Source organism: Caballeronia fortuita, assembly GCF_001544835.2.
Taxonomy (GTDB): Bacteria; Pseudomonadota; Gammaproteobacteria; order Burkholderiales; family Burkholderiaceae; genus Caballeronia; species Caballeronia fortuita.
This window is the reverse complement of sequence record NZ_FCNX02000002.1, coordinates 454,847-481,374: the sequence shown is the minus strand read 5'-3', so window position 1 is coordinate 481,374 and position 26,528 is coordinate 454,847. Positions and strand designations below refer to the sequence as shown.

At 64.7% G+C, this 26,528-nt stretch carries 30 protein-coding genes; 19 read left to right on the top strand and 11 right to left on the bottom strand.

The features are described 5' to 3' along the window. Nucleotides 1-2: 2 nt before the first annotated feature. Nucleotides 3-926, bottom strand: a complete 924-nt coding sequence (locus AWB77_RS06440; RefSeq protein WP_061133546.1) for a LysR family transcriptional regulator — start codon at nucleotides 924-926, stop codon at nucleotides 3-5. A 177-nt stretch (nucleotides 927-1,103) separates the two neighbouring features. On the opposite strand from AWB77_RS06440, the gene catA reads away from it, so the two are divergent. From catA to AWB77_RS06410, 6 genes are all read left to right on the top strand, one after another. Beyond that, a complete protein-coding gene (gene catA, locus AWB77_RS06435; RefSeq protein ID WP_061133545.1) occupies nucleotides 1,104-2,039 on the top strand; it encodes a catechol 1,2-dioxygenase in 936 nt (311 codons plus the stop codon). A gap of 105 nt (nucleotides 2,040-2,144) precedes the next feature. Beyond that, nucleotides 2,145-3,503: an SRPBCC family protein gene (locus AWB77_RS06430; protein WP_061133544.1), complete on the top strand. Its 1,359-nt coding sequence runs from the start codon at nucleotides 2,145-2,147 to the stop codon at nucleotides 3,501-3,503. After that, nucleotides 3,500-3,988 (top strand): benzoate 1,2-dioxygenase small subunit, encoded by a 489-nt coding sequence (gene benB / locus AWB77_RS06425; RefSeq protein WP_061133543.1) that lies wholly within the window; start codon nucleotides 3,500-3,502, stop codon nucleotides 3,986-3,988. Before AWB77_RS06430 ends, benB begins: the two co-directional genes overlap by 4 nt. A 35-nt stretch (nucleotides 3,989-4,023) precedes the next feature. Then, nucleotides 4,024-5,052, top strand: a complete 1,029-nt coding sequence (gene benC / locus AWB77_RS06420) for a benzoate 1,2-dioxygenase electron transfer component BenC (RefSeq protein WP_061133542.1) — start codon at nucleotides 4,024-4,026, stop codon at nucleotides 5,050-5,052. After that, a complete protein-coding gene (gene benD, locus AWB77_RS06415; protein ID WP_061133541.1) occupies nucleotides 5,049-5,825 on the top strand; it encodes a benzoate diol dehydrogenase BenD in 777 nt (258 codons plus the stop codon). Before benC ends, benD begins: the two co-directional genes overlap by 4 nt. A gap of 17 nt (nucleotides 5,826-5,842) precedes the next feature. Continuing rightward, nucleotides 5,843-6,250: a RidA family protein gene (locus tag AWB77_RS06410; protein WP_061133701.1), complete on the top strand. Its 408-nt coding sequence runs from the start codon at nucleotides 5,843-5,845 to the stop codon at nucleotides 6,248-6,250. Between the two features lie 21 nt (nucleotides 6,251-6,271). Here the strand turns inward: AWB77_RS06410 and AWB77_RS06405 are convergent, their stop codons facing one another. After that, nucleotides 6,272-6,466, bottom strand: a complete 195-nt coding sequence (locus AWB77_RS06405) for a hypothetical protein (RefSeq protein ID WP_061133540.1) — start codon at nucleotides 6,464-6,466, stop codon at nucleotides 6,272-6,274. Between the two features lie 246 nt (nucleotides 6,467-6,712). Here AWB77_RS06405 and AWB77_RS06400 point away from each other — a divergent pair, with 246 nt between their 5' ends. From AWB77_RS06400 to AWB77_RS06390, 3 genes are all read left to right on the top strand, one after another. Continuing rightward, nucleotides 6,713-7,159, top strand: coding sequence for a universal stress protein (locus AWB77_RS06400; protein WP_061133539.1), 447 nt, complete (start codon nucleotides 6,713-6,715; stop codon nucleotides 7,157-7,159). A 52-nt stretch (nucleotides 7,160-7,211) separates the two neighbouring features. After that, complete coding sequence (locus AWB77_RS36735) at nucleotides 7,212-7,523, top strand: hypothetical protein (protein ID WP_061133538.1); 312 nt, start codon at nucleotides 7,212-7,214, stop codon at nucleotides 7,521-7,523. Between the two features lie 96 nt (nucleotides 7,524-7,619). Then, nucleotides 7,620-7,931, top strand: coding sequence for a DUF1488 family protein (locus AWB77_RS06390; protein WP_061133537.1), 312 nt, complete (start codon nucleotides 7,620-7,622; stop codon nucleotides 7,929-7,931). Here AWB77_RS06390 and fnr read toward each other — a convergent pair. The 7 genes from fnr to AWB77_RS36730 form a co-directional block, all read right to left on the bottom strand. Continuing rightward, nucleotides 7,907-8,641 carry a fumarate/nitrate reduction transcriptional regulator Fnr gene (gene fnr / locus AWB77_RS06385; RefSeq protein ID WP_244158455.1) on the bottom strand — a complete coding sequence of 245 codons (735 nt, stop codon included), beginning with the start codon at nucleotides 8,639-8,641 and terminating at the stop codon, nucleotides 7,907-7,909. The genes AWB77_RS06390 and fnr overlap by 25 nt on opposite strands. Before the next feature lie 156 nt (nucleotides 8,642-8,797). Continuing rightward, entirely contained in the window at nucleotides 8,798-9,445 is a 648-nt protein-coding gene (locus AWB77_RS06380) for a response regulator (protein ID WP_061133536.1), read from the bottom strand. Nucleotides 9,446-9,456: 11 nt separating this feature from the next. Continuing rightward, nucleotides 9,457-10,557 carry a PAS domain-containing sensor histidine kinase gene (locus AWB77_RS06375; RefSeq protein WP_061133535.1) on the bottom strand — a complete coding sequence of 367 codons (1,101 nt, stop codon included), beginning with the start codon at nucleotides 10,555-10,557 and terminating at the stop codon, nucleotides 9,457-9,459. A 44-nt stretch (nucleotides 10,558-10,601) separates the two neighbouring features. Continuing rightward, complete coding sequence (locus AWB77_RS06370) at nucleotides 10,602-10,832, bottom strand: hypothetical protein (RefSeq protein WP_061133534.1); 231 nt, start codon at nucleotides 10,830-10,832, stop codon at nucleotides 10,602-10,604. A gap of 46 nt (nucleotides 10,833-10,878) precedes the next feature. Beyond that, on the bottom strand, nucleotides 10,879-11,127 hold the full coding sequence (locus tag AWB77_RS06365; protein ID WP_061133533.1) for a hypothetical protein: 249 nt from the start codon (nucleotides 11,125-11,127) through the stop codon (nucleotides 10,879-10,881). A 139-nt stretch (nucleotides 11,128-11,266) separates the two neighbouring features. Continuing rightward, nucleotides 11,267-11,440 carry a hypothetical protein gene (locus AWB77_RS35605; RefSeq protein WP_157694754.1) on the bottom strand — a complete coding sequence of 58 codons (174 nt, stop codon included), beginning with the start codon at nucleotides 11,438-11,440 and terminating at the stop codon, nucleotides 11,267-11,269. 182 nt (nucleotides 11,441-11,622) lie between these two features. Then, nucleotides 11,623-12,018, bottom strand: a complete 396-nt coding sequence (locus AWB77_RS36730; RefSeq protein ID WP_244158452.1) for a hypothetical protein — start codon at nucleotides 12,016-12,018, stop codon at nucleotides 11,623-11,625. On the opposite strand from AWB77_RS36730, the gene AWB77_RS06360 reads away from it, so the two are divergent. From AWB77_RS06360 to AWB77_RS06340, 5 genes are all read left to right on the top strand, one after another. Beyond that, nucleotides 12,005-13,525 (top strand): pyrrolo-quinoline quinone, encoded by a 1,521-nt coding sequence (locus AWB77_RS06360; RefSeq protein WP_244158450.1) that lies wholly within the window; start codon nucleotides 12,005-12,007, stop codon nucleotides 13,523-13,525. The two genes, AWB77_RS36730 and AWB77_RS06360, sit on opposite strands and share 14 nt — an antisense overlap. Before the next feature lie 104 nt (nucleotides 13,526-13,629). Then, the gene (locus tag AWB77_RS06355) at nucleotides 13,630-14,319 is read left to right on the top strand and encodes an ABC transporter ATP-binding protein (RefSeq protein WP_061133531.1); all 690 of its coding nucleotides are present in this window, start codon (nucleotides 13,630-13,632) and stop codon (nucleotides 14,317-14,319) included. Then, nucleotides 14,316-16,859 carry an FtsX-like permease family protein gene (locus AWB77_RS06350; protein ID WP_061133530.1) on the top strand — a complete coding sequence of 848 codons (2,544 nt, stop codon included), beginning with the start codon at nucleotides 14,316-14,318 and terminating at the stop codon, nucleotides 16,857-16,859. Before AWB77_RS06355 ends, AWB77_RS06350 begins: the two co-directional genes overlap by 4 nt. Continuing rightward, nucleotides 16,859-17,944 (top strand): lipocalin-like domain-containing protein, encoded by a 1,086-nt coding sequence (locus AWB77_RS06345; protein WP_061133529.1) that lies wholly within the window; start codon nucleotides 16,859-16,861, stop codon nucleotides 17,942-17,944. Before AWB77_RS06350 ends, AWB77_RS06345 begins: the two co-directional genes overlap by 1 nt. 287 nt (nucleotides 17,945-18,231) lie before the next feature. After that, on the top strand, nucleotides 18,232-19,212 hold the full coding sequence (locus tag AWB77_RS06340; RefSeq protein ID WP_082852590.1) for a M23 family metallopeptidase: 981 nt from the start codon (nucleotides 18,232-18,234) through the stop codon (nucleotides 19,210-19,212). A 4-nt stretch (nucleotides 19,213-19,216) separates the two neighbouring features. On the opposite strand, the gene AWB77_RS06335 is transcribed toward AWB77_RS06340, so the two are convergent. Beyond that, nucleotides 19,217-20,362 carry a GGDEF domain-containing protein gene (locus tag AWB77_RS06335; RefSeq protein ID WP_061133527.1) on the bottom strand — a complete coding sequence of 382 codons (1,146 nt, stop codon included), beginning with the start codon at nucleotides 20,360-20,362 and terminating at the stop codon, nucleotides 19,217-19,219. Between the two features lie 401 nt (nucleotides 20,363-20,763). Between AWB77_RS06335 and gbd the strand changes: the two genes are divergently transcribed. From gbd to AWB77_RS06310, 5 genes are all read left to right on the top strand, one after another. Continuing rightward, nucleotides 20,764-21,903, top strand: coding sequence for a 4-hydroxybutyrate dehydrogenase (gene gbd / locus AWB77_RS06330; RefSeq protein ID WP_061133526.1), 1,140 nt, complete (start codon nucleotides 20,764-20,766; stop codon nucleotides 21,901-21,903). A gap of 113 nt (nucleotides 21,904-22,016) precedes the next feature. Beyond that, nucleotides 22,017-22,223 (top strand): hypothetical protein, encoded by a 207-nt coding sequence (locus tag AWB77_RS06325; protein ID WP_061133525.1) that lies wholly within the window; start codon nucleotides 22,017-22,019, stop codon nucleotides 22,221-22,223. 134 nt (nucleotides 22,224-22,357) lie between these two features. Then, entirely contained in the window at nucleotides 22,358-23,269 is a 912-nt protein-coding gene (locus AWB77_RS06320; protein ID WP_061133524.1) for an urea transporter, read from the top strand. Next, a complete protein-coding gene (locus AWB77_RS06315) occupies nucleotides 23,247-24,023 on the top strand; it encodes a class II aldolase/adducin family protein (protein WP_061133523.1) in 777 nt (258 codons plus the stop codon). The genes AWB77_RS06320 and AWB77_RS06315 overlap by 23 nt, the downstream gene beginning before the upstream one ends. Nucleotides 24,024-24,050: 27 nt before the next feature. After that, entirely contained in the window at nucleotides 24,051-24,236 is a 186-nt protein-coding gene (locus tag AWB77_RS06310) for a 4-oxalocrotonate tautomerase (protein WP_061133522.1), read from the top strand. Between the two features lie 18 nt (nucleotides 24,237-24,254). Here AWB77_RS06310 and AWB77_RS06305 read toward each other — a convergent pair whose 3' ends face one another. Beyond that, a complete protein-coding gene (locus AWB77_RS06305; protein ID WP_061133521.1) occupies nucleotides 24,255-26,429 on the bottom strand; it encodes a malate synthase G in 2,175 nt (724 codons plus the stop codon). Nucleotides 26,430-26,528 lie beyond the last annotated feature (99 nt).

Genomic DNA, 26,528 nt, shown 5'->3' with positions numbered 1-26,528 from the left:
CGTCAGCGGCCGCGATCCGTGCGCGGCGTGTAAGCGATCTTCTCCTCGTCGTACAGCCGATAAATCAGTTCGAGCATCTCCTTGATGTCGCGCGATTCGTCGAGCGCGCGCATGCTCATGATGATCGGCGAGACGAGCGTGGGATCGTCGAGCTCCTTGTAGCTCACGTCGTCGCGCTTGAGGCCATAGACGCTGCTCGGCACGACGGAGATGCCTTCGCCCGCCGCGACGAGCCCGAGCGCGATCTGCAACTCGCGCACTTCATAGATCTTGCGCGGCGCGAGCGCGCGGTCCTGGAACGCCGACAGCACCTGATCGGCATAACTCGGGCGCGGCGCTTTCGGGAAGATGATGAGCGTCTCGTTGATGAGATCGCGCAGCGCGAGCACGGGTTTCGCCACCGACAGCGGATGCCCGACCGGCAACGCGACGATCATCTGTTCTTCGCGCAGGATCACGCGGCGGATGTTCGCGTCTTCGTGCCGGATGCGCCCGAATCCCACGTCGATGCGGCCATCCTTGAGCGCGCGAATCTGGTCCATCGTCGACATCTCGTGCAGGCTCAGTTCGACGGTGGCATTCTCGTCGCGAAAACGGCGGATGATCTTCGGCAACATGCCGTATAAGGTCGAGCCGACGAATCCCACCGACAGACTGCGCTCGATATTGCCGACGCGCCGCGTCATCGATTCGAGTTCGGCGGTCTGCGCAAGCAGCTGCACTGCATGCGAATAAAAGAACTTGCCGGTCTCCGTGAGCTTGAGCGGACGCGAGTTGCGTTCGAAGAGCTGCACGCCGAGCGTTTCCTCGAGTTGCTGTATCTGACGGCTCAAAGGCGGTTGCGCGATATGCAGCCGCTCGGCCGCGCGCGTGAAGTTTCTTTCTTCCGCCACTGCCACGAAGTAACGCAGATGCCGCAGCTCCATTCAATACCTCCTGGATATAGCCCGATACTAAATCAGTGTTGGACTGGCCAACTTTGCGTCCATTATCCTGCCTTCACGCTCTGTTTCAACACCCGACCATACCTTCCAAGCATATCGACGCAGGTGCTGAAGCGAGGGTTAACCCCCACCATAAAATTGCGAGATTCAGGAGTAGACATGAGCATCAAAGTGTTCGATACGAAGGAAGTGCAGGACCTGTTGAAGGCCGCCGCGAACCTCGGAAGTCAGGACGGCAATGCTCGCGCGAAGGAGATCACGCATCGTCTGTTGAGCGACCTGTTCAAGGCGATCGACGATCTCGACATGACGCCCGATGAAGTCTGGACTGGCGTCAATTACTTCAACAAGCTCGGTCAGGATGGCGAAGCGGCGCTGCTCGCGGCCGGCCTCGGACTGGAAAAGTTTCTCGACATCCGCATGGATGCCGAAGACCGCGAAGCCGACATTCACGGCGGCACGCCGCGCACCATCGAAGGTCCGTTGTATGTGGCGGGTGCGCCGGTGCGTGAAGGCGTATCGAAGATCGATCTCGACGCCGATGAAAACGCCGGCCCGCTCGTCATCCGCGGCACGGTCACCGGTCCCGACGGCAAGCCCGTCGCGAATGCGGTGGTCGAATGCTGGCATGCCAACTCGAAGGGCTTCTACTCGCACTTCGATCCGACCGGCGCGCAAAGCGACTTCAATCTGCGCGGCGCGGTGAAGACGGGCGCCGACGGCACCTACGAATTCCGCACGCTGATGCCGGTCGGTTACGGCTGCCCGCCGCAGGGCGCGACGCAGCAGTTGCTCGATTCGCTCGCGCGTCATGGCAACCGTCCGGCGCATGTGCACTTCTTCGCGACGAGCGACAAGCATCGCAAGCTGACGACGCAGATCAACATCGAAGGCGATCCGCTCATCTGGGACGACTTCGCTTATGCGACGCGTGAAGAACTCGTTCCGCATGTCATCGATAAAACAGGCGGCACGGCGCTGGGACTCAAAGCCGATGCGTACCGCGAGATCGTGTTCGATATCCGCCTGACGCCGCTCGTGCTGGGCAAGGACAACCAGATCGTCCATCGTCCGCGCGTGTCCCTCGCCGCATAAGGCACATCGACGGCGGCAAACGCGCCGCCGCTCCGATCTCCGCACGACCCCTTCGATACCGATGCAATGCGCTCCGTCGCCGGAACGCGCATAGGGAGAACTCATATGTCCGCCATCACCGACAAAGCCGCGCAGCTCGACGAACTGCTGCAAAACGCCGTCCAGGACGACAAGGAAAGCGGCGTCTATCGCTGCCGCCGCGATATCTTCACGAACGCCGATCTGTTCGATCTCGAGATGAAACATATCTTCGAGAGCAACTGGGTGTATCTCGCGCACGAGAGCCAGATTCCGAACAACAACGATTACTACACGACGTGGATCGGCCGGCAGCCGATCGTCATCACGCGCGACAAGACCGGCGCGCTCAACGCGGTCATCAACGCATGCGCGCACAAAGGCGCGATGCTCTGCCGCCGCAAGCACGGCAACAAGGGCAGCTTCACATGCCCGTTCCACGGCTGGACGTTCTCGAACACCGGCAAGCTGCTGAAGGTGAAAGACGAGAAGACGACCGAATACCCGATCCAGTTCAACACGCACGGCTCGCACGACCTGCGCCGCGTGCCGCGTTTCCAGAACTATCGCGGGTTTCTGTTCGGCAGCCTGAATGCGGACTCGATGCCGCTCGAAGACTATCTCGGCGAGACGAAGATCATCATCGATCAGATCGTCGATCAGGCTCCCGATGGCCTCGAAGTATTGCGCGGCAATTCGTCGTACATCTACGACGGCAACTGGAAGATGCAGATGGAAAACGGCTGCGACGGCTATCACGTCAGCACCGTCCACTGGAACTACGCCGCGACGATGGGCCGCCGCAAGGTCGAAGGCACGAAGGCCGTCGATGCGAATAGCTGGAGCAAGTCGGTCGCGGGCGTGTATGGCTTCGATCATGGCCACATCCTCTTGTGGACCAGGACGATGAATCCGGAAGTGCGGCCCGTGTATCGGCATCGCGAAGAGATCAAGGCGCGCGTGGGCGACGTGCAGGCGGATTACATCGTCAATCAGACGCGCAATCTGTGCCTCTATCCGAACGTGTTCCTGATGGATCAGTTCAGCACGCAGATTCGCGTGGTGCGGCCGCTCGGCGTCGACAAGACCGAAGTGAGCATCTTCTGCTTCGCGCCCAAAGGCGAGAGCGCGGAAGATCGCGCGACGCGCGTCCGCCAGTACGAGGACTTCTTCAACGTAACGGGCATGGGCACGAGCGATGACCTCGAAGAATTCCGCGCGTGCCAGTCCGGTTACGCGGGCATCACGGCGATGTGGAACGACCTGTCGCGCGGCGCGCCGCTGTGGGTCCACGGCCCGGACGAGAACGCGCGGAACATGGGCATCCGGCCGCTCATCTCGGGCGAGCGCAGCGAAGACGAAGGACTCTTCGTCGTGCAGCACGAATACTGGGTGAACGTGATGCGCGACGCGCTGAAGAAGGAGCAAGGGGAGGCACTGGCATGAGCTTCGACTACTTGAAAATCTGCGCGACGCTGTATCGCGAAGCGCGTTTGCTCGATGACCGTCAGTGGGACGAATGGCTCGGCTGCTATGCGGAGGACGTCACGTACTGGATGCCCGCATGGGACGACGACGATCAGCTCACCGACGATCACGAAAGCCAGATCTCGTTGATGTATTACCCGGATCGCGGCGGCCTCGAAGATCGCGTGTTCCGCATCAAGACCGAGCGCAGCGGCGCATCGATGCCCGAGCCGCGCACGAGCCATAACGTCACCAACGTGGAAGTGCTCGCCACGCGCGAGAGCGAGGTCGACGTGCGCTACAACTTCGACACGCTGAATCATCGCTACAAGATCACCGATCATTTCTTCGGCACGATCTTCGTGACGCTGAGAAAGGTCGACGACATTCTGGTCATTTCGCACAAGAAGATCGTGCTGAAGAACGACTACATCCGGCAGGTGCTCGACGTCTATCACGTCTGAGACTCACGGTGACGAGACAGGAAGTAGGAGGCAACATGTCCAGCTACAACATTGCACTGAATTTCGAAGACGGCGTGACGCGTTTCGTCGAATGCAAGGCGGGCGAGAAAGTGCTCGACGCCGCATTTCGCGCCAGGATCAATCTGCCGATGGATTGCTCCGACGGCGTATGCGGCACCTGCAAATGCCGCGCTGAAAGCGGGCAATACGATCTCGGCGACGAGTACATCGAAGACGCCCTCTCCGGCGACGAAAAAGACAGCGGGCTCGTGCTCACGTGCCAGATGGTGCCGTCGAGCGATTGCGTGATCGCGGTCCCGGCATCTTCCACCGCATGCAAGACCGCGCAGAGCAAGTTCGCCGCGACCGTCACGAAGATCGAGCCGCACAACGATGCCGCCGTCGTGCTCGAACTGGACGTGGATGCCGCCACGCCCGCACCGGTTTTCCTCCCAGGCCAGTATGTGAATATCGACGTGCCGGGCAGCGGCCAGCATCGTTCGTATTCGTTCTCGTCGGCACCGGGCGCAACGAAGATCAGCTTCCTCATCAAGAAGATTCCCGGCGGTGTGATGAGTACGTGGCTCGAATCCGCGAAAGTGGGCAGCCCGGTCGAACTGACCGGTCCGCTCGGCAGCTTCTATCTTCGCGCGGTGGAGCGTCCGCTTTTGATGCTCGCGGGCGGCACCGGTCTCGCGCCTTTTCTCTCGATGCTCGAGGTCCTCGCGCGCACGAACTCGCAGCAGCAGATTCATCTGATCTACGGCGTGACGCGCGATCTCGATCTCGTGCAGGTCGAAGCGATCGAGGCCTACACGGCGAAGCTGCCGAACTTCACGTTCAGCACGGTCGTCGCGGATGCGGCGTCGAATCATCCGCGCAAGGGATGGGTGACGCAGCACATGCCCGCCGAATCGCTGAATGATGGCGATGTCGATGTCTATCTCTGCGGCCCGCCGCCGATGGTCGATGCGGTGCGCAAGCATTTCGACGACAACGGCGTGAAGCCCAATAGCTTCCACTACGAGAAGTTCACGCCCAACGCCGCGCCGGTGACCGCATGAATACGCAACGATTTGCTGGCAAGGTCATGGTCGTCACCGGCGCGGCGCAGGGCATCGGACGCGGCGTGGCGCTGCGTGCGGCGGCGGAAGGCGCGAAGGTGTTGTTCGTTGATCGCGCGGATTTCGTCGAAGAAGTGGCCGCGGAAGCCGTGCGCGCCGAAACAGCGGGCTTCGTCGCCGATATGGAAACGTACGAAGGCGCGGCATCGGCGATGGCGTTCGCGGCGCGCACGTTCGGCGGCATCGATATCCTGATCAATGGCGTCGGCGGCGCGATCCGCATGCGGCCTTACGCGGAGTTCGAGCCTGCGCAGATCGACGCCGAAATCCGGCGCTCGCTGATGCCGACGCTGTACGCGTGCCATGCCGTGCTGCCGCATCTGCTGGAACGCGGTCGCGGGACGATCGTGAACGTGTCGTCGAACGCGACGCGCGGGATTCGGCGCGTGCCGTATTCGGCGGCGAAAGGCGGCGTCAACGCGATGACGCAGGCGCTCGCGATGGAATACGGCGAGCGCAACATTCGCGTGGTCGCGGCGGCGCCGGGCGGAACCGAAGCGCCGCCGCGACGCGTGCCGCGCAATGCGAGCGGCGACAGCGCGCAGGAAAAAGCATGGATGGGCGAAGCGGTGAAGCAGGTCACCGAATCGACGTTCTTCAAACGCTACGGCACGCTCGACGAACAGGTCGCGCCGATTCTCTTCCTGGCATCGGATGAAGCGAGCTATATCACCGGCGCGGTATTGCCCGTCGCCGGTGGCGATAACGGTTGAGCACGCGGGAGCCGCATATGAGGATTGAACGCAAGGCCATCGTTCCGGCGGCAATGCAAGCCGTGTATGAAAAGATCCGTTACGCGCCGGCGGTGAAGGCGGGCAATACGATCTACGTGTCCGGGCAGATTGGCCGCGACGCGAACATGCAACTGATCGAAGACCGCGAAGCGCAGATCGTGCAGGCCTTCGAGAATCTCAAGCTCGTGCTCGAAGAAGCGGGCGCTTCATTGAGCGATGTCGTGGACGTGACGACCTTTCACACCGACATGCGCGATCTGCCGCTTTTCATGCAGGTGCGGGAGCGCTATCTCAACACGCATCCGCTGCCCGCGTGGACGGCGGTCGGCGCGCATATGCTCGGCGGTGCGGCGGGTTATATCGTCGAGATCAAGGCGGTCGCCGTGATCGGCGATTCCGTCTGACTACGTTCACGCGCCCGGCTTTCATTCTTCGACAGGCTTCGGCTGCCGGGGCTCGTGCGGCTCCGACGGCGCGCCGCGTTGCGTCGGCGCTCGCGTGCATGCGTCGGGCGGCGTGACGTAGGGCACGTCGTCGCAGCAGCATGCATAAACCGGGAAGCCGTATGCGTTCGTCCGGATGATGGTTGTCGGCCCGTGCAGCGGGCACACCGCTTTCATGGCATTTCCTCCAGATCGTCGGTCTCTCGTCTGCATGGTACGCGCATCGCGCTTCGGCTTTACGTTCCTTGATCGAAGTCAATCGATGCGCGCGCCGTCGCGATACTCTGGGTGCGTTCGTCATGCAGCAAGTCGAAACACTAGACACGTTAAGTCACGTTAAGTCACGTTAAGTCACGTTAAGTCGCGCGGCGCGGACGAATGCGCCGACGTCCATCATCGAAGTGCCTTGAAACTGGAACAACGATGTATCGCACGATTCTGGTTGCGCTCGATGGCAGTGAATGCTCGCAACACGCGCTCGACGAAGCGATCCGCATTGGCACGCGCGCCCGCCTGCATGTCGTGTCGGTGATCGACGTGGCCGCGCTTTCGTCGTATCCGGCGCAGTATCGCGTGAACGTCCGCGAAGAAGCTGGGCACGCGCTGGACATCGCATACGCGCGCGTGCTCGAAGCGGGCGTCGCGTGCGAAACGGAACTCGCCGAGACGCGCAACGTGACCGATACCATCGCCAAATGTCTGCAGCGCCGCGCGGCGCATCTGCCCGCCGATCTCGTCGTGATGGGCACGCACGGACGCACCGGCATGCGGCGGCTCGCGCTCGGCAGCGTCGCGGAAGCCTTCGTCAGACGCTCGACGTGTCCTGTGCTTCTCACGCGCGGATCGAAGAACGCCACGCCGGACGCATGACGACGGGCAGCAACGCACGGCGGACCGAGAAGACTGATCGGAGAACGACCACATGGGCCTCGGAATGCAGATCGCGTACCTAGGATTCACCGGATCGGGCGCGATCGAGCGCGAGGCGGGCATCGAACTCTTGCGGCTCGCGGACGTGGCGAGCGATGTCGTCGATTGCAAGCTGACGATCAAGGCATCGCCCGATATGGATGGGCGCACGGTCTTCGATGCGCAACTGGTGCTTCTCACGCGCGCCGCCGGCCCGCTGACGGCGCAGTGCAGCACAGAAACGGACGCGAGCGCCGCCATGCATCACGCCTTTGACGACGCCATTCGTCTGCTGAGCCATCGACGCCCGCCCGGCGCGATTTGATCCAGATCAATACGGACCGTGAACGGGTGTCCGAGACTGAAGGGATATGTGCTTCGCGTCGAGCCAGTCCGAATCCACGATCCACGAGGTATCGGCATGATCATCACGTTTGCCAGCCAGCCGCCCGTCTATCAGGGCGACGTTCCATCACTCACGTTCGCTGCCTTCGCCGATGGCGAACACATCGCGTGCACCATTTCCGCCGAGGCGCTCGAGGATCATTTCGGCGCGGCGTCGTGGCGGGAAGAGGATCTGCAGCAGGCTTTCGAGAGCCATCGCTCGTCGATCGAAGGCGCGGCGGAGCACGTGCTGAGCCGTGTCGGCGGGACGTCGACGTCGGTCATGCTGCGCAGCGGCTTTTTCCGCTTCCGCGAAGCGCGCGCTCAGACCTCTTCGAGCCGCGCCTGATCGAGTATCCGCACGTCCTTGCCGCGTGCGTCGATCACGCCGGCTTTCTGCAGCCGGGAAAACATGCGGCTCACCGTTTCGATCTTCAGCCCGAGATAGCTGCCGATCTCCTCGCGCGTCATGCGCAGCACGAGTTGCGCGGGCGAGTAGCCGCGCGCCTTCATGCGCGTCGAAAGATTGAGCAGGAAGGCGGCGACGCGCTGCTCCGCCGTCATCGTGCCGAGCATCATCATCAGACTGGATTCGCGTACGATTTCGCCGCACATCATGCGATGCACGTGATGCTGGACCGCCTCGATCTCGCGGCATAGCTGTTCGAGCAGACCGAACGGAATGATGCAGACGACGCTGTCTTCCAGCGCGATGGCATCGCACGCGTGATGGTCGGCGCTCACGCCGTCGAGTCCGAGCGCGTCGCTTGCGAGATGAAAGCCCGTGACCTGCTCGTGTCCTTCCCGATGCACGACGACGGTCTTGAGGCAGCCGCTGCGCACCGCGTAGAGACTCTGGAAGGCGTCGCCGCAACGAAAGAGCGATTCGCCGCGCCGCAGCGATCGCGTCGAGCAAATGATCGCGTCGAGCCGTTCGCATTCGAGCGGCGATAGCCCGGACGGCATGCAGACGTGCTGCACGGAACAGTTCGAGCAGCGCGCATTCGCGTGCTTGATGTCGGCGTGCGGGCCGGATGTGTCTGCGCTCGCGGAAGTCATGCTCGGCTCCAGTCGGACCGGATCGCGCATCGGCGCGCGAACCGCGATTGCGTTCCACGCAAATTATCGGACGGGATGTCTCGAAAAAATATCGGCACGGGCGGAACATGCTGTAGGCATTCGCGAAACCGTGTAGGGCAATGCCGACACGCGCGCTCACGCGCCGTCGTCGTCGAACAGACGATGGCGCACCGCATAGCGCACGAGCGCGGCTTCGTGCGGCATCTGCATCTTCTCGAGCAGGCGCGCCTTGTACGTGCTGACGGTCTTCGCGCTCACGCACAGCGCCTCGCCGATATCGCCGATGGACTCGCCCGCACACAGCCGCCGGAACACCTCGAACTCGCGATTCGAGAGACGTTGATGCGGCAGCGCGTCGGCAGGTTCGTTGAGGCTTTGCGCGAAGCGTTCGGCCATCGCGAGACTCACGTACACGCCGCCCGATGCGACCTTGGCCACCGCCGCCACGAGTTCCGCGCTCGCGCTTTCCTTCGTCAGGTAGCCGGACGCGCCGGCCTTGAACGCGCGCGCCGCGTATTGCTGCTCGGCGTGCATCGTGAGCACGAGAATGCGCAGCGCGGGCTTCTCGTCCTTGATCTGCTTGAGGAGATCGATCCCGCTGCGGCCCGGCATCGAGAGATCGAGCACGAGAACATCGGCGTCGGTGGCGCGGGCGAGCGTGAGCGTCTCCGGCCCGTCGCCCGCCACGCCCGCGACCTCGAAGCCGTGCGCATGCGCGAGGATGTGGCGCAGCCCGTCGCGCACGAGTGCGTGGTCGTCGGCGATCAGCACTTTCGTCGTCATGGATGCGGTTCCTATTGCCCGACCGTCGCGTCGTCGGCGGGACGATTCAGCGGAATATCCACGACGATGCCAAAGCCCTGGCCCGGCCCGCTGCGAAACTCGATGACGCCGCCCAGTTGCCGCACGCGCTCGCCCATGCCGATCAGCCCGAAGGTGCCGGCTGCGCGCGGACGGGAGATATCGGCGCCGCGGCCGTCGTCGTCGATCGTCAACTTGCAGCGCGCGTGCGCGCAGACGATCGCGATGCGCACTTCGTCCGCGCGCGCGTGACGCACGATGTTCGTGAGCGCTTCCTGCACGATCCGGAACACCGATGTGGACGCGGACGCGCCGAAGCCGTCCTCGTCGCCTTCAATGTCCAGCCGGATCGCCAGGTCATGGCGGCGGCGGAAGTCGCACACGAGCCAGTCGATCGCGGCGAAGACGCCGAGGTCGTCGAGCACGGGCGGACGCAGGCCCGCCGCGATGCGCCGCACCGAGCCGATGATCGTATCGATCTGCGTGAGCGCCTGCCGCGCGATGCACGCGTCCCGCGGGGTGGTATCGAGAAGCGACAACTGCATCTTCAGCGCGGCGAGCTGCTGGCCGAGATCGTCGTGCAACTCGCGCGCGATCGACGCACGTTCGTGTTCCAGCGCGGTCTGCACGTGCGCGGACAGTTCGCGCGCGAGTTGCAGTTCCGCGAGTCGCAGGCGGTCGGTCATGTCGCGCGTGACCTTGACGAAGCCGATCAGCTCGCCGCGCGCATCGCGCAGCGACGTGATGACGACGTTCGCCCAGAATCGGCTTCCGTCCTTGCGCAGACGCCAGCCTTCGTCTTCGACACGGCCATGGCGCGTCGCCGTCGCGAGTTCGCATTGCGGCTTGCCCGCCGCGATGTCGCCGGGCGGATAGAAGACGGAAAAATGCCGCCCGACGATCTCGCGTGCGTCATAGCCCTTGATCCTGCGCGCGCCGTTGTTCCATGTCGCGACGTAGCCGTGCGCGTCGAGCAGAAAGATCGCGTAGTCTTCGACCGCTTCGACGAGCAGACGGAACGAGGCGTCGTCCTGCAGCGAGGACGGCAGCGCGGCGGGCGCGTCGTCGGGACCGGTCGCGGAGGCGTTCGTCATCGTTGCAGTGGCGCTCGCCCATGCAACGTCCGGGGCGCCGCGCGCTATTGCGTAATCATCTGGAAAGGCGGCAACGGCAGATCGTCGCCGTCGATGAACGCGGTTGCACAGCGCACCGCGAAACCGAGCGCGCCGTCCTTGCTGGCGAACGCGCCCAGATTGCCGAGCGAGGTTGCATGGCCGTCCTCTTCGAGAATCGAAGCAGTGGCGACGAATGCGTTGCCCACACGGGTGGCGGAGGGCTGAAAAGCCGCTCCCCGATGATAGATGATCATAGGTGTGACCTGTCGAAGTGAACGGCGCGTTTTATCCGAACGGGCTTCACGACGGCGCGCCGTCGCTGTGGCGCAAGTCGTGCGCAGATTGTCGATGGTCGATTTCGGCCATGCCGTACGCGAACGCGTATTGCAGCGCGCCGATGGCACTCGCGAATTCGCCGAGCATTCCGCTCGCATGGCGGGCGCCGCCCGGGTCGCGGACGACGAGCACGGCGGCGTACCGGTCGCGGTCCAGCACGGCGGTCGCGCTCAGTACGTGCCCTTTATAGATCACGTTGTTGGCTTGGCTCATTGCTCTCTCAGGTTCTGATGTGTAATCGGTGAGGCAAATCTGACGTTGCCTTCATTCCGTAAGCAGTAAGCCTAACCGTTCAATTTTTGTCTTCTTATCCGATTTAAGCTTTTTTACTTTTCCCCGGTGCTCGCTTAAGTCAGATCATGGACGTCCTGCGTAGCGCGTCGACCAGTTTCGATACCGACCGCGCCGTTAGAACGAAAAGCGCGCCGGCGACCCCGGAGTCGGACCGGAGCATCAAGTCGGTCATATGGAGCGCCGCGAGCGCGACGAACGGGTGGCACAGCACCTGGGCGATCAAGCGTTTCATTTGCGTCTCACCTCGAAAACTTGGCGGATTCCGGGCAAGACCTCATGCAAAAAGTGCTTCCAGCGGGGCTTGTCCTGAGCCTTACTTTGCCTTTCGTTTCGATGGCGGTCCTTCCCGCGCGTCGGCGCTTCCTGCCCGATCGTCCGTGTTTTTTCACGCATTCGTCATACGCAGAATCGATGTCAACCGACCGTTCCGCCAAACGCTAGCTTTCCGCAGACGAACGCTCCCCTTGTTAAGCCGCCGCAGACAATAATCGGCAGACACCGGGGCCGGCTGCTCCTGATCGGAGACTCACAGATGAAAGGGCACATATCGGTTGGCGCAATCGCGGTGGCCATCGCCGCAGTCATCGGCGGATGCAGCGGCGGCAGCTCGAGTTCCGATCCGGCGGCATCCGGCGGCGCGTCATCGGCGTCCGGTCCCGCGGCGGCGTCGGGCGCGGCACCCGCGAGTGGCGCGAACGGTGCAAGCGCGCCGGCCAGTGCGAGCACGCCGTCCGGGGCCAGCGCGCCCTCCGGCGGGAATTCCACTGGAAGCGCCAGGCCCTCGCCCTCGAATCCGATGGATGTCACCACGTATCACAACGACATCGGCCGCACCGCGCAGCAGCTCGCCGAGACGCGCCTCACGCTCGCCAACGTCAATTCGTCGACATTCGGCAAGCGCGGCTTCTATCCGGTCGACGGCCCCGTCGACGCCCAGCCGCTCTTTCTCGCCGATGTGCCGATGGCGGGCGGCACGCACAACGTGCTGTACGTCGCGACCGAAAAAGCCAGCCTCTATGCGTTCGATGCCGACAGCGGCGCGGTGCTCTGGCAGGTTTCGACGCTCGGCGCGGGCGAAGTGCCGAGCGACGATCACGGCTGCGACCAGACGACGCCGACCATCGGCATCACGGCGACGCCGGTCATCGACCGCTCGCGCGGGCCGAATGGCGCGATGTATGTCGTCGGCATGTCGAAGGACAGCGGCGGCGCGTATCACCAGCGCATTCACGCGATCGACATTGCGACGGGCGCCGAACTCTTCGGCGGCCCGACGGAAATCACGGGATCGTATCCCGGCACCGGATCGGGCAGCGTGAACGGCGTCGTGCCGTTTACGCCGGGGCAATACATCGAACGCGCATCGCTGCTGCTGCTCAACGGCGTCGTCTATACGGCGTGGAGCTCGCATTGCGACGCGCTGCCGTACACCGGCTGGCTCATCGGCTACAGCGCGGACACGCTCCAGCAGACGGGCATCGTCAATGTCACGCCGAACGGCGAAATGGGCGGCATCTGGATGGGCGGCGCGGGTCTCGCATCGGATGGCACGTCGATCTATTTCCTCGACGGCAACGGCACCTTCGACGCGACCATCAACGCGCAGGAAATGCCGATCCGAAACGACTTCGGCAACGGCTTCCTCAAGGTCACGCCGGGTTCGACGCTCTCGCTGCAAGTCACCGATTACTTCGAGCCGTCCAACACGGTGGTGGAATCGAGCCAGGACCTGGACCTCGGCTCGGGCGGCGTGCTCGTGCTGCCCGATCTCACCGACATCAACGGCAACGTGCAGCATCTCGCGATCGGCGGCGGCAAGACGCGCGTGCTCTACGTCGTGAACCGCGACGCGATGGGCAAGTTCGATTCGAACGCCGACCACATCTACCAGCCGCTCTATTCGACGATCACCGGCCCGATGTTCACCGCGCCCGCGTTCTACAACAACACGATCTACGTCGGCCCGGCGGGCGATCATCTGAAGGCGCTGCCGGTCGTCAATGCAATGGTGGCGACGAGCGCATCGAGCCAGACGACGAGCCCGGCGAACAACTGGAATTTTCCGGGCCTCGCGCCGGTCATTTCTGCGAACGGCAACACGAACGGCATCGTGTGGGGCGTCGAAAACACCACGCCGACCGCCGTTTTGCATGCCTACAACGCGGCCAATCTCGCGAACGAGCTTTACAACAGCAATCAGGCGGGCACGCGCGATCAGTTCGGCAACAACAAGTTCATTTCGCCGACGGTCGCGAACGGCAAGGTCTATGTCGGCACGAAAACGGGCGTGATGGTGTTCGGCCTGCTCGGCGGATGAACGGCGTTTCATTCGACATGACGCCCCGCACGCCGCCCCGGCCGGGCTGAAATCGCGCGACTTCGGCACAATGCTTGCGCAGACCGGAACAACGACCTTGCGCGATGCGACCTACCGACCCGAACGTTTTCCCCGCCCTCGAATGCCGCCGCCTGACGAAGAAGTACGGCGGCGGCCGCATCGTGCTCGACGCGCTCGACTTCGCGCTCGGCGCGGGCGAGTTCGTCGCGATCATGGGCGATTCCGGCGTCGGCAAGTCGACGCTGCTCAATCTGATCGCGGGCCTCGACAACGCCGACGGCGGCGACGTGCTGATCGACGGCACATCGATCAGCACGCTTTCCGACGACGCCGCCACGCGCCTGCGCCGGCAAAAACTCGGCTTCGTGTTCCAGGCGTTTCACGTTCTGCCGCATCTGACGCTCTATCAGAACGTCGCGGTGCCCTTGCTGCTGAACGGCATGCCACCCGCGCCCGCGCGCGAGATGCTCGCCGCGGTCGGGCTCGACGGACGCGGCGACGACATGCCGCGCCAGCTTTCCGGCGGCGAATTGCAACGCGTGGCCATCGCGCGTGCGCTGGTGCATCGGCCGCGCCTTTTGCTCGCCGATGAACCCACCGGCAATCTCGATCCGCAAACGGCGCACGAAGTGCTCGAATTGCTGCGCGCCGAAACGAAGGCGACGCGCGCCGCGACCGTGATGGTCACACATTCGGAAGCGGCGGCCGCGTTCGCGGATCGCGTCGTGATTCTGAGCAACGGCGCTTTGCACGCGGCGACGCTCGCACGATGAGCGATATCGCTGCCAGAAGCGGATTCTTCGACACGCTCACGCGCTGGCTGCTCGGCGCGCAATGGCGCAGTCATCGCGGCCGCGCGCTCGTCGCCATGCTGACGATCGCGCTCGGCGTCGGGCTCGGCTATGCGGTGCAGCTCATCAACGGTGCGGCCTTCAACGAGTTTTCGGCCGCCGCGCGCAGTCTCTCGGGGCAGGCGGACCTGCAGGTGCGCGGCGCGCAGACTTTCATCGACGAGAGCGTTTATCCGCAACTCGCAACGCATGCCGGCGTCGCGGTCGCGAGTCCGGTGCTCGAACTCGATGCCGCCGTACCCGGCAAGAACGCGCCGCTGAAACTGCTCGGCATCGACGTGTTCCGCGCGAGGCGCATCGCGCCCGATCTGACCGGCGTGCCGTCGCCGGATGCATCGCTCGATGTCTTAGCTGGCGACGCGATCTTCCTGTCGCCCGCCGCGCTCGAATGGCTCGGCGCGCGCGCTGGCGGGCGCATCGAGTTGCAGAGCGGCACGTCGCCGCTGAGCTTGCGCGTGGCGGGCGGCATCGCGCGGGCGCGCGCCGGGCAGCGCATCGCCGTGATGGACATCGCTGCCGTGCAGAACCGCTTCGGCATGACCGGCAAGCTGTCGCGCATCGATCTGCAGCTCGCGCGCGGTGTCGATCGCGACGCGTTCCGCGAGGCGCTGCAACGCGAACTCGGCGCGCGGCTCGTCGTCACGCGCACGCAGGACATCGAGAGCCGCACGGATCGGCTCTCGCGCGCGTATCGCATCAACATGAACGTGCTCGCGCTCGTCGCGCTTTTCACCGGCGCGTTTCTCGTCTTTTCGACGCAAGCCGCGGGCGTCGTGCGCCGCCGCGCGCAATTCGCGATGTTGCGCGTGCTCGGCATGACGCGCGCGTCGCTCGTGCGGCAGATCATGCTCGAAGGCGCGTTGCTCGGCGTCGCGGGCGGCGTGCTCGGCATCGCGCTCGGCTTCGCGGTCGCGGCGCTCGCGCTGCGCTTTTTCGGCAGCGATCTCGGCGGCGGCTACTTTCCGGGCGTCGAGCCGCGTGTGGTCTTCGAGCCGGTCGCGAGCGCCATCTTCCTTGCGCTCGGTATCGGCGTCGCGCTCGCGGGCACGCTCGTTCCCGCGCTCGAAGCGGCGCGCGCGCGGCCCGCGCCCGCGCTGAAGGCGGGCAGCGAGGAAGCCGCGCTCGCGCCGCTCGGCACGCCGTGGCCCGCCCTCGCGTGCCTCGCGACAGGCGCGGCGCTGACGCAGGCGCCGCCCGTGTTCGATGCGCCCATCGGCGGTTACGTCGCCGTCGCCTTGCTGCTCGTCGGCGGCATTGCGCTGATGCCGCGTCTCACGGCGATCGTATTCCGGCGCGCGATGAAGCCGCGCGGCGCCATCGCGACACTTGCGCTCGCGCGTCTCGCGAACGCGCCGGGGCAGGCGTCGATCGCGATGGGCGGCGTGCTGTCGAGCTTCACGCTGATCGTCGCGATGGCGATCATGGTGACGAGCTTTCGCGTGTCGGTCGAAGACTGGCTCGCGCATCTGCTGTCGGCGGATCTGTATGTGCGCGTGGCGTCGAGCGGCGACACCGGCGGCTTGCAGCCCGATCAGCAGAAGCAGATTGCCGCCGTCGATGGCATCGCGCACGCGGCGTTCACGCGCGCGTCGAAATTGACGCTCGATGCCGCGAAGCCGCCCGTCGCGCTGATCGCGCGCGAACTCGATGCCGCCGATCCCGGCGCGTCGCTGCAAATGACCGGCGACACGCTGCCGCCCACCGCGTGGCGCGCGGGCGAAACGCCGGTCTGGGCATCAGAAGCAATGGCCGATCTGTACGGTTATCGCGTGGGCGAGCGCGTGAGTCTGCCCATCGGCGGCGCGGGCGAGCGCTTCGTCGTCGCGGGCATCTGGCGCGACTATGTGCGGCAGACGGGCGCGCTGCAAATGCGCATCGTCGACTACCGGCGGCTTACCGGCGATACGACCGCGACCGATATCGCCATCACCTTGCGCGCGGGCTCGGGCGCGGCGCGCGTCATCGAGTCGATCAAGAAGCTGCCCTTCGGCGATGCGCTCGAATTCTCGCAGCCGGGAGAGATTCGCGCGCGCACGCTGACGATCTTCGATCGCAGTTTCGCCGTGACGTATCTGCTCGAAGCGGTGGCGATCGTGATCGGGCTGTTCGGCGTCGGCGCGACTTTTTCGATGCAGACGCTCGCGCGCTCGCGCGAATTCGGCATGCTGCGGCACGTCGGCGTGACACGCGCGCAGATTCTCGCGCTGCTCGCGTCCGAAGCGCTGTGGCTCACGCTGCTCGGCATCGCGATGGGCTGCGCGCTCGGCTTCGCGATCAGCCTGATCCTCGTGTTCGTCGTGAATCCGCAGTCGTTTCACTGGAGCATGTCGCTGCACATCCCGTGGACGATGATCGGGACGATCGCGTGCGTGATGCTGGCGTCGTCGTGCGCGACGGCGGTGCTGTCGGGGCGGCGCGCCGTGTCGGTCGATGCGGTGCGCGCCGTGCGGGAGGATTGGTGATGCGCGCGCTGCTTCTGATGCTGCTGTTCACGGCGACGCACGCCTTCGCCGACGAGCCGCGCTTCGCGCCGGTCGTGCCGGGCCACGCGATCGACTGGCCGAAGGACGGCGGCGCGCATCCGCCGTATCGCACGGAATGGTGGTACGCGACCGGCTGGCTCGAGACGCCGGATCATCGGCCGCTCGGTTTTCAGATCACGTTCTTCCGCTCGAACACCGGCCAGAAGGCGGGCGCGAGCGCGTTCGATCCGTCGCAGCTCGTCATCGCGCATGCGGCGCTGTCCGATCCCGCATACGGGCGACTCGTGCACGACCAGAACATCGCGCGGCAGGGCTTCGGGCTTGCCTACGCGAAGGAAGGCAACACGGACGTCAAGCTCGACGCCTGGCGCATGACGCGCGCGGCGGACGGCAGCTACACGGTGTCCGCCGATGCGTCCGGCTTCGCGCTCCATCTCACCTTCACGCCGACACAGCCGCCGATGTTCCAGGGCGAAAACGGCTACTCGCGCAAGGGGCCGTCGCCGGAGCAGGCGAGCTATTACTACAGCGAGCCGCAACTGAAGGTGACGGGAAGCGTCGTTCGGCCATCGGCATCGGGAAAGGCGAATGCGAGCGTCGCCGTGACCGGCCGCGCGTGGCTCGATCACGAGTGGTCGAGCACGCTGCTTTCGTCCGATGCCGCTGGCTGGGACTGGCTCGGCGCGAATCTCGACGACGGATCGGCGCTCATGGCCTTCAAAGTCCGCGCCCGCGATGGCCGCGCGGTCTGGACGCACGCCGCGCTGCGCGATCGCGATGGCCGTACGCGGCAATTCGGCCCGGGCGATGTCGATTTCACGCCCGAACGTCAATGGCGCTCGCCGCGCACGAACACCGTCTATCCGGTGGCGATGAGCGTGCGCGTCGGCGGAATGCACTGGCGGCTGAGTCCGCTGATCGACGATCAAGAACTCGACTCACGCGATTCGACCGGCGCGCTGTACTGGGAAGGCGCGGTCACGCTGGATGGAGACGGCGGAAAAGGGCGCGGCTATCTCGAACTGACGGGATACGCGAAGACGATCGAGATCGAAAAGCGCTGATTTTTTGTCATCAGCGTGCAACTGCGTTCAAACATCGTACAAAAGTTAAAAAAGGGGCAGCTTAAGCTTCGTTTAAGAATCTTCTCATAGTCTCGTTCCAGACCGTCTCCGCCGTATTGCATATTGATGTCAGCGCGCCGTTTTCCGCGAAATTACCCGACGATCTGCCCGAATTCGCGGCAGATCGAGTAACGCGCGCATCACTTCGACGCTCGCGGCACGCTCGCCGCGCCTTCTGATTCGCGCGCGATGCACCTGCTTTGCATCGCCCGTTCCGTTTTCCATCGATGCCTTCACTTTCATCCACCGCCTTGCCCGGCAAGGCAGGCCGACTGCTTTTCACTTGCGCGATCGGTTCGCTGTCGACCATCGTGATATGCAACACGCTGCATCGACCGCCGGCGCCGCCCGTCGGCAAGGACGACACGCCCACGGTCACGCTTCCACAACGCAACGCGCGTCCCGCGCCGCCGCCTGCGCCCGCGCGCACGACGCAAAGCGCAACCGTCGACGAAACGTTCTCCGATGCTGCCCAGACACTCGGCATCGACGACAGCACGATCGCGACGCTCACCGAGGCGTTCGCGAGCACCGTGGACATGCGCCGCGACATTCGCAAAGGGGACACGCTCAGTGTCATCTACGAACGTCCGCAAGGCGGCGCGGCGGCGCATGATGAGCCGCTTGCGGTGCGTTTGACGACCGGCGCGTCGTCGCACGATGTCTTTCTCTACCGCGATCCGGCTGGCGAGCCGCGTTGGTATTCGAAGGACGGCGAGAGTACAAAACCCGCTTTCTCTCGTTATCCCGTTGCGTTCACGCGGGTATCGTCGGACTTCTCGCTGCGCAGATTCGATCCGGTCGTGCATCGATGGCAAAGTCACGATGGCGTCGACCTTGCTGCGCCCATCGGCACGCCGGTACATGCGGCGGCGCAAGGCACGGTGAAGTTCGTCGGCAGGCAGACCGGATACGGCAAGGTCGTGATGCTGGAAAATCCGCCGCCGTATTCGACCGTGTACGCGCATCTGTCGCGCTTTGCGAAGGGCCTCAGAAACGGCGCGACGGTCAGGCGCGGGCAGGTGATCGGCTATGTCGGCGAAACGGGCTGGGCGACGGGGCCGCACTTGCATTACGAAGTACGTGTCGATGACGTCGCGATGGACCCGCTCACCGTCGAGCTACCTGGCGACGACCCGCTGCAAGGCGAAGCGCGACGCCGCTTCGCGAAGGAAGCGCAGGCCCTGAGCGCCGAACTCAGCAGTTGACCGTTCAGGCGACTACGCCCGCCAGCTCACGCGCGCTAGCGGGGATCCAGCGGCCTTTGCCCGCGCGCTTGGCTTCGTAGAGTGCGTTATCGGCGCTGCGCAAGACGCTGTCGAGTTCATCGTGACGATGGTCGAACAGCGCAATGCCGATGCTCACGCCGATCTCCAGCATGACCCCGCTATCAGTGAGAAAGGGTTTCGACAACTCGCGCACGATGACATTGGCGAGCGCGGGCGGGTCGGCCAGCGGCGGCGTCACGATGACGAACTCGTCGCCGCCGAGCCGCGCGACCAGCGACCCATCGCCGGAAAGATGCCGCAGCCGCCGCGCGACGAGCGCGAGCAGCGTGTCGCCGACTTCGTGGCCGTGGGCATCGTTGACGGCCTTGAAGCCGTCGAGATCGAGATAAAGGAGCGCCGAGTGCGCGGGCGCGCGCGAGCGCACGGCCTGAAAGAGGCCCGCGCGATTGAGCAGGCCCGTCAGTTCGTCGTGGCGCGCGCGGCGGTCGTTTTCCTGTTCGGCTTTCATCGTCGAGACGAGCATGCCGTTCAGGCGCCAGGCGGCGGCGCTCATCGCGAAAAGATAGAAGGGGATTTGCAGCAGCGTGAGCCAGAGCGTCGGCTCGCCCGCGAGCACCGCGCCGATGCAGCACGGCCCGAGCGACAGAAAGATCATCACCGCGACGAGACGCGGCGCGCCGAAATTGCGGAAGCAGATGCCGCCGACCATCGCGGCGGCGGACAGGAACGACAGCGTCGCGGCGATCCAGTCGCCCGATAGCACGCAGACGAGCGCGCCATAGCCGACCGTCGCGCCCCAGAGCGGCGCAAGCAGCACGTAGGTGTCGGTCAATGTCGATTTGCGCTCGCGCGCGCGGCGGCGCGCGACGACGAGCACGATGAGCCGCGCGAGACACACGGCGAATTCGAGCGCGAGCCAGATATGGAACGCGTTCGTCGGATGCCGGCGATCGAGCACCCACGCGACGGCGACCGTGTTCAGCACGCCGCCCGCGAAGATCGGCAGCGTGCCGAACAGGCTCCCGACGAGGGCGACGCGGATCGCGCGGGGAATATCGGCGCCCGCGTGCAGCAACCACGTGGCGGCACGTCCGCGCGGCAGGGTGAACACCTCAGTTTGTTGTTCCATGTCGGATTTTGGAGGCGGTCCGGCGCTGGCTGAATGCTCGCGGGAGAGCCGGACGACATGTCGGATAACGGTCGCGCGCTTTGGAACTTTAGCGGGGACGTCCGGCAGCATCGCGCCGGCTGCTTCGCGCGTGCGAGGCGTTTGTCGGTGCAAAAGCGCATCGCTCGCGCGTCTGGTCGATAGATGCCACTCGCGAGAAAACATGACCATGACGCAACAGCCGAACCAAGCAGCGCCATCGCCGCTCGGGCGCGTTCAGGCCTGCACCGATGAGCGCGCTTTCGGCCTCGGCGCTCGCTTTCGAGTTCTCGGAGACGGCCAGTTGTACCGGTAACAAAGCCGCGCTCTTATACTGATGTCACCCCGCAGGCTCCCAGTCCAACTTGCTCCTCACCTATCCCATGCCCCTCATCAATTACATCACGCAGATTCAGTTCGATTTCGGCGCGGTGCGCCTGCTCGCGAGCGAGTGCGAACGCATCGGGATTCGCCGTCCGCTCGTCGTGACCGATGCCGGCATCCGCGCCGCCGGCCTGCTCGACACCGTGCTCGATGCGCTCGGTTCATCGTCGAACGCGCCGGTATTCGATGCGACGCCGCCCAATCCGAACGAAGCCGCCGTGCGCGCGGCAGTGGCGATGTACACGGAACATCAGTGCGATGGCGTGATCGCGGCAGGCGGCGGCTCGTCGATCGATCTTGCCAAGGGCGTCGCCGTCTGCGCCACGCACGACGGCCCGCTGCAAAGTTTCGCGGTGATCGAAGGCGGCCTCGCGCGCATCACGGCGAAAACCGCGCCCGTCATCGCCGTCCCGACGACCGCGGGCACCGGCAGCGAAGTGGGGCGCGGCGCGATCCTGATTCTCGACGATGGCCGCAAGGTCGGCGTGATCTCGCCGCACGTCGTGCCGAAAGTCGCGATCTGCGATCCGGAACTGACGCTCGGCCTGCCGCCGATGCTCACCGCCGCGACCGGTATGGACGCCATCGCGCATTGCCTCGAAACCTTCATGGCACCGACGTTCAACGCGCCCGCCGACGGCATCGCGCTCGACGGTCTGTGGCGCGCCTGGCGTCACATCGAGCGTGCGACGCGCGACGGCTCGGACCGCGCGGCGCGCTGGAACATGATGAGCGCATCGATGCAAGGCGCGCTCGCGTTCCAGAAGGGACTCGGCTGCGTGCACAGCCTGAGTCACTCGCTCGGCGGCATCAATCCGAAACTGCATCACGGCACGCTCAACGCCATCTTTCTGCCGGCGGTCATCGCCTTCAACAGCAGCGCGCCGACGATGCGCGAAGAAGGCAAGCTCGAGCGCATCGCGCAGGCAATGAGCCTCGCATCCGGCGATGAGGTCGGCGAAGCGGTGCGAACGATGACCGCCACGCTCGGGCTGCCAAACAGTCTCGCCGAAGTCGGCGTCACCCGCGAACTGTTCCCGCGCATCATCGCGGGCGCGCTGAAGGATCACAGTCACAAGACGAATCCGCGCGAAGCATCGAGCGCGGATTACGAGGCGATCCTCGAAGCGTCGATGTAAAAAGGGCCGGGGCGCAACGGCAGTAACGGCGGTCGATTTGCGGCATTGCAACATCGTATTAGGGGAAAACCCTTAATCTTGTTACAATGTCACAAAGTTTGAGGAATCGATCAATGCGCCGCCGTTACGAAGTGCTCGAAAAAGTTGCTTTTGCCTTGCTGACCCTGTCCGCCGTCATGGACGCGAGTTACATCACCTGGGAAAAACACCCTAACTTCCGCCAAAATGTCACGGAAATCGTGAAGTTGAGTTCGGATCTGTCGCTGGCCAATCCCGGCGTAGGCGAGCCGACGCCGCTCGTTCCGATGGCGTTCAACTAAAGCGTCGCTCCCCCGTTGGCGCGACATTCGCCGCGCCTTCTGCAGCAAGCCACATACAGGTTATTCGGCCCGCCGCCGCACGGCGCGCGCCGGCTGCTTTATGCTGGCGGCTTCCCGTGCCGTCGCCGTCCAGCATGTCTTCCGCTCTCCATTCGAACGCCGCCGCCGGCGATCAGCTTCGCAGCTTCGCCCGCGCGATCGGCCAGATCGTGCTTCAGCGCAATGCCGTGACCGGCGCGCTGCTCTTTGTCGCCGTGCTGTGCGCGAGCCCGCGTCTCGCGTGCGGGCTTTTGATCGGCACGCTCACGGGCAATGTCATCAGCGTGATCCTCGAAGACCGCGACGCGCCCGCTTTCCGCGATGACCTCTACGGCTTCAACGGCGCGCTCGCATCGCTGGCCGCGTTCACCTTCATCGGCGATGCCTCGCAGGCCGCCGCCGTCGCGATCGTCGCGGCGATGTGCGCGACCGTCGTCGCCAGCAAGCTCACGCGGCTCTTCGCGCGCTACCGGTTGCCGATCTTTTCGAGCCCCGCCATCATCGTGACGTGGTGCTGGCTGCCGCTGTTCGCCGATCGAGGCGACACGGGCGCGATCCCGCAAGTCGCCGCCGGTTTCGTGCCCATGCTGCAAGCCGCATTCGCCGGACTCGCGCCCATCACATTCGCGACCGGCGCGCTCGCAGGCGCGTTGATCGCGGCGGGACTCGCCGCTTCGCGGCCGTCGCAGGCGGCGTGGGCGCTTGCGGGCAGCGCGCTCGGCGCGATGCTGCACGGACTCGGCGGCGCAAGCGATGCCGTCGTGCTGTCGGGCGCGTGCGGCTTCAACGCGGCCCTCGCGGCGCTTGCGGCCGCACCGCTCGGCAAGCGCTATGCGTTCGTCGCGATCGTCGCGGCGGTGCTGATCGAGCGCGTGATCGATTGCCTCGGCATCGCCGCATTGACCGCGCCCTTCGTGCTCGCGTCGTGGGCGGTGATCGCGCTCGAACGGCGCCTGGTCCGAACATCGAAACAAGGAGACTCGCATGTCGTTCACCCACACGCCTGAGCGCCGGATCGCGGAAAGCGGACCGCGAACGGCCGCCGAAGAAGCGGCGCGCATCGACCTCGCGGCAGCTTACCGGCTCGTCGCTCTCAACGGCTGGGACGACGTCGTGTACACGCACATTTCCGCGAGCGTGCCGGGCGAGCCGGGGCGGTTTCTGATCAATCCGTTCGGGCTTTCATTCGATGAGGTCACGGCGAGCAATCTCGTCAAGATCGATATCGACGGCAACGTGATCGGCGAGAGCGCGCATCCGGTCAACGCGACGGGCTTCGCGCTGCATGGCGCCGTGCACGCCGCGCGCGAGGATGCCGTGTGCGTGATGCATCTGCACGTGCGCGAGGCGATCGCGGTGTCGACGCAGCCGCAGGGCCTGCTGCCCGCGTCGCAACACGCGATGCGCTTCTACGGGCATCTCGCCTATCACGATTACGAAGGGCTCGCGTTCTCGCCGGCGGAAGGCGAGCGGCTCGTGAAGAGTCTCGGCGCGCATCGTGCAATGCTCTTGCGCAATCACGGCCCGCTCACGCTCGGGCGCACCATCGCGGAGGCTTATGTGCTGATGGATATGCTCGTCAAGGCATGCGATATTCAGCTTCGCGCGCTTGCGGGCGCAGGCAAGATGATCGTGCCGACGCCGGAAGTCGTCACGCGCACCGCGGCGCAATTGCACGACGACGACGCCATCGAAGGCGCGCTCGAATGGCCCGCGCTAGTGCGCAAGCTCGATCGCATCGACGCGTCGTATCGCGACTGAACCATTTTCAAAAGGGAGATAGACGCAATGCCGACATTCAACATTCAGCTGTTCGAAGGCCGCACGCCGGAAGAGAAACGCAAGTTCGTCGAGGCCATTACGCGCACGACATGCGAGACGCTCGGCTGCGAGCCGGGCTCGGTGGACATCATTCTGACCGACGTGAAGCGCGAGAACTGGGCGACGGCGGGCAAGCTCTGGTCGAAGCAATGACCGCCGCCGCCTGACGGCTTACATCGATTCCTTGGCGGCGAGACGGAACTTGTGCAGCAGCGGTTCCGTGTAACCGCTCGGCTGCGTGCGTCCTTCGAAGACGAGCGCGCACGCGGCCTTGAACGCGAACGAACTGTCGAACGCGGGCGACATCGGGCGATAGTACGGGTCGGCTTCGTTCTGCTTGTCGACGACGGCGGCCATGCGTTCGAGCGTCGCGCGCACCTGCTCTTCCGTGACGATGCCATGACGCAGCCAGTTCGCGATGTGCTGGCTCGAAATGCGCAGCGTCGCGCGATCTTCCATCAGGCCGACGTCGTGAATGTCCGGCACCTTCGAGCAGCCCACGCCCTGATCGACCCAGCGCACCACGTAGCCGAGAATGCCTTGTGCGTTGTTCTCGATTTCGCTGGCGATGTCCTCGTCCGACCATGACGGCTTCTCGACGACGGGAATCGTCAGCAGGCCATCGAGCAACTCGTTCTTCTGCGCGTCGTAGTCGACGCTTTCCAGCTCTTGTTGCACCTGTTGCACGTCGACCATGTGATAGTGCAGCGCGTGCAGCGTGGCCGCCGTGGGCGAGGGCACCCACGCCGTGTTCGCGCCGGCCTTCGGATGCGCGATCTTCTGTTCGAGCATCGCGTGCATAAGGTCGGGCATCGCCCACATGCCCTTGCCGATCTGCGCGCGCCCGCGCAGGCCCGTATTCAGCCCGACGAGCACGTTGTTGCGCTCATACGAGCTGATCCACTTCGACGACTTCATGTCGCCCTTGCGCATCATCGGGCCGGCTTCCATCGACGAATGCATCTCGTCGCCGGTGCGATCCAGGAAGCCGGTGTTGATGAACGCGACGCGTGCGCCCGCCGCCGCGATACATGCCTTGAGGTTGACGCTCGTGCGGCGCTCCTCGTCCATGATGCCCATCTTGATCGTGTGACGCGGCAGGCCGAGCAGCTCTTCGACGCGCGTGAAGAGTTCGTCCGCGAACGCCACCTCGGCGGGGCCGTGCATCTTCGGCTTCACGATATAGATGGAACCCGTGTGCGAGTTCATCTTGTTCTTTAGATCGTGCATCGAGCCGAGCACGGTCATCACGGCATCGAGTATGCCTTCGGGAATCTCGTTGCCGTCGCGATCGAGCACGGCAGGATTGGTCATCAGATGGCCGACGTTGCGCACGAAGAGGAGCGAACGTCCGTGCAGCTTGACGGTGCCGCCGTTGGGCGCGGTGTATTCGCGGTCCGGGTTCATGCTGCGCGTGAAGGACTTGCCGTTCTTCGTGACCTGTTCGGCGAGATGGCCTTGCATCAACCCGAGCCAGTTGCGATAGAGCTGCGTCTTGTCGGCGGCATCGACGGCCGCGACCGAGTCCTCGCAATCGATGATCGTGCTCACGGCCGCTTCCATCAGCACGTCCTTGACGTGCGCGGCATCGGTCTTGCCGATCGAATGGTTCGCGTCGATCTGAATCTCGAAGTGAAGGTCGTTGTGCTTGAGCAGAATGGCGGCCGGCTCTTTCGCGTCGCCCTGATAGCCCGCGAACTGCTCGGCGTTCGCGAGGCCGGTCTTGCCGTCCTTCAGCGTGACGACGAGCTTGCCTTGCTCGACGCTGTACCGGGTTGCATCGGCGTGCGAGCCGTGATCGAGCGGCGCGTTGTCGTCGAGGAATGCGCGCGCGTAGGCGATCACTTTCGCGCCGCGCTTAGGATTGAACTGCGCGGTGCGCTCGGCGCCGCCGCTTTCGTCGATGGCATCGGTGCCGTAAAGCGCGTCGTAGAGGCTGCCCCAACGCGCATTCGCGGCGTTGAGCGCGTAGCGCAGATTCGAGAGCGGCACGACGAGCTGCGGGCCGGCCTGCTCGGCGATTTCGCGATCGACGTTGGCGGTGCTCGCCTGCACGTGCGCGGGCGCGGGGACGATATAGCCGATCTCTTCGAGAAACTTGCGATAGGCGCGCAGATCGCGCACGGGGCCCGGATTGCTGCGATGCCAGTTGTCGAGCTCGGTCTGGAGGCGGTCGCGCTCGGCGAGCAGCGCGCGGTTCTTCGGTGCGAGATCGTGGACGATGGCATCGAAACCCTTCCAGAAGGACGCGCTATCGACGCCCGTGCCGGGGATGGCTTCTTCGTCGACGAACTTCGCAAGATTCGCGTCGACCTGCAGGCCGTGTTGTTTGATCATGTCGTTCATGGGCACTCCGGCTGAAGATTGCTGCTACACAGGGGTTTGGGGAATGGGCTGGTGCTTATGGTAGCGCGTCTTGAGGGAGGGACGAAGCGGGCGGGGGCT